Origin of the sequence: Clostridium sp. CF012 (assembly GCF_018861755.1) — a bacterium.
In the GTDB taxonomy this organism is placed as follows: Bacteria; Bacillota; Clostridia; order Clostridiales; family Clostridiaceae; genus Clostridium_AD.
Genome location: NZ_JAHLEF010000085.1, coordinates 1 through 1,870, shown reverse-complemented (window position 1 = coordinate 1,870; position 1,870 = coordinate 1). Strand labels below are relative to the sequence as shown.

General features: G+C 29.8%; 1 protein-coding gene. It reads left to right on the top strand.

Annotated features, from left to right (window positions below):
* Window positions 1-37: 37 nt before the first annotated feature.
* A partial coding sequence (locus KPL50_RS26295; RefSeq protein WP_253200826.1) for a condensation domain-containing protein occupies window positions 38-1,870 on the top strand: 1,833 nt, incomplete at its 3' end.

Here is a 1,870-nt window from a genome sequence, read left to right as displayed (position 1 = left end):
ATTAAGAGAAGAACTGAAAAAATCTCTACCAGACTATATGATCCCATTATACTTTATAAAATTAGAAAATATGCCATTAACACCAAATGGTAAAATAGATAGAAAAGCCTTGCCAGAGCCAGAGGGAAAAGTTAATACTGGAGCAGAATATGAGGCACCAAGAAATGAGGTAGAAGAAAAACTTGTAGCAATATGGAGCAAGGTATTAGGCATAGAAAAAGTAGGAATAAATGATAACTTCTTTGAATTAGGAGGACATTCTTTAAAGGCAACAATATTATTAGGTAGAATTCATAAGGAGTTAAATGTAGAAGTACCACTAAAGGAAGTATTCAGTGTAGGAAACATAAAAGGGCTTAGTGAATATATCTCATCGATTAATAAAAAAGAATATGATGCAATAGAAACAGTAGAAGAAAAAGAATACTATGAAGCTTCTTCTGCACAAAAGAGAATGTATATCCTACAAGAGCTTGATAAGCATAGTGTTGCATATAATATGCCTATAGGTTTAGAAATCGCAGGTAAACTTGAAATATCAAGACTAAAGGAAGCATTTATAAAGTTAATTAAAAGGCATGAAGCATTAAGAACAAGTTTTTATGCTCAAGAGGATAAAATAGTGCAAAAAGTTTATAATGCTGAAGAATTGAACTTTGAAATTGAAGAAATAAAGGTATGTAGTGAAGCAGAAGTAGAAATAAAAACAAAAGACTTTATAAAGCCTTTTGATCTAGAAAAAACACCATTATTAAGAGTAGAGGTTATAAGTTTAGAAGAAGATAGGCATATTATGTTATTTGATATGCACCATATAATATCAGATGGGGTATCAATGGCAATATTAACGAAAGAATTTAGTGAGTTATATGAAGGAAAAGAGTTAGAGGAATTAAAGGTACAATACAAGGATTATTCTGCATGGCAATTAAAGAAAAAAGAAAGTGAAGAGTTTAAGAGCCAGGAAGAATATTGGTTAAAAGAATTCGGTGGAGAAATACCAGTATTAAATCTACCTACAGACTACACAAGACCAAAGGTTAAAGATTTCAAAGGGGGTAGCATAAACTTTGCTTTAGATAAAGAAATAACTGAAGGCCTAAGAAAGGTAGCTAGAGAAACTGGAAGCACCATGTATATGGTTTTATTATCAAACATTAATGTTTTATTATCAAAATATAGTGGGCAAGAAGATATAATAGTAGGAAGTCCAATAGCAGGAAGAAACCATATAGATTTAGAAAACATAATAGGTATGTTTGTAAACACTCTAGCAATAAGAAGTACCGTAAATAGTGAGTTAAGCTTTAAAGACTATTTAAAATCTATAAAAGACAAAGCATTAAAGGCTTATGAAAATCAAGATTATCAATTTGAAGAATTAGTTGACAATGTAAATATAAATAAGGATTTAAGTAGGAACCCATTATTTGATGTTATGTTTGTACTTCAAAATATGGAAGAGGCTAAGATAGAAGTAGAAAAATTAACCTTCAGACCATATGTTTCAAATAATAATGTAGAAAAGTTTGATATAACAATGAACGCAGTTGAAGGAAATGAAGAGATTTACTTTAGCTTAAGTTATGCTACCAGCCTATACAAACATGAGACTATAGAAAGAATGGTAAATCATTTCTTAAATATAGTGAAAGAAATAGTAAAGAATATAGAAGTTAATCTTAAGGATATAGAAATAATAAGTGAGGAAGAGAAGCATAAATTACTAGTAGAATTTAATGATACAAAAGCAGAATACCCAAGAGATAAGACAATAAATGAATTGTTTGAAGAGCAGGTAGAAAAGACACCAAATAATATAGCAGTGGTATTTGAAGATAAGGAGATAACCTACAAAGAACTTAATGAA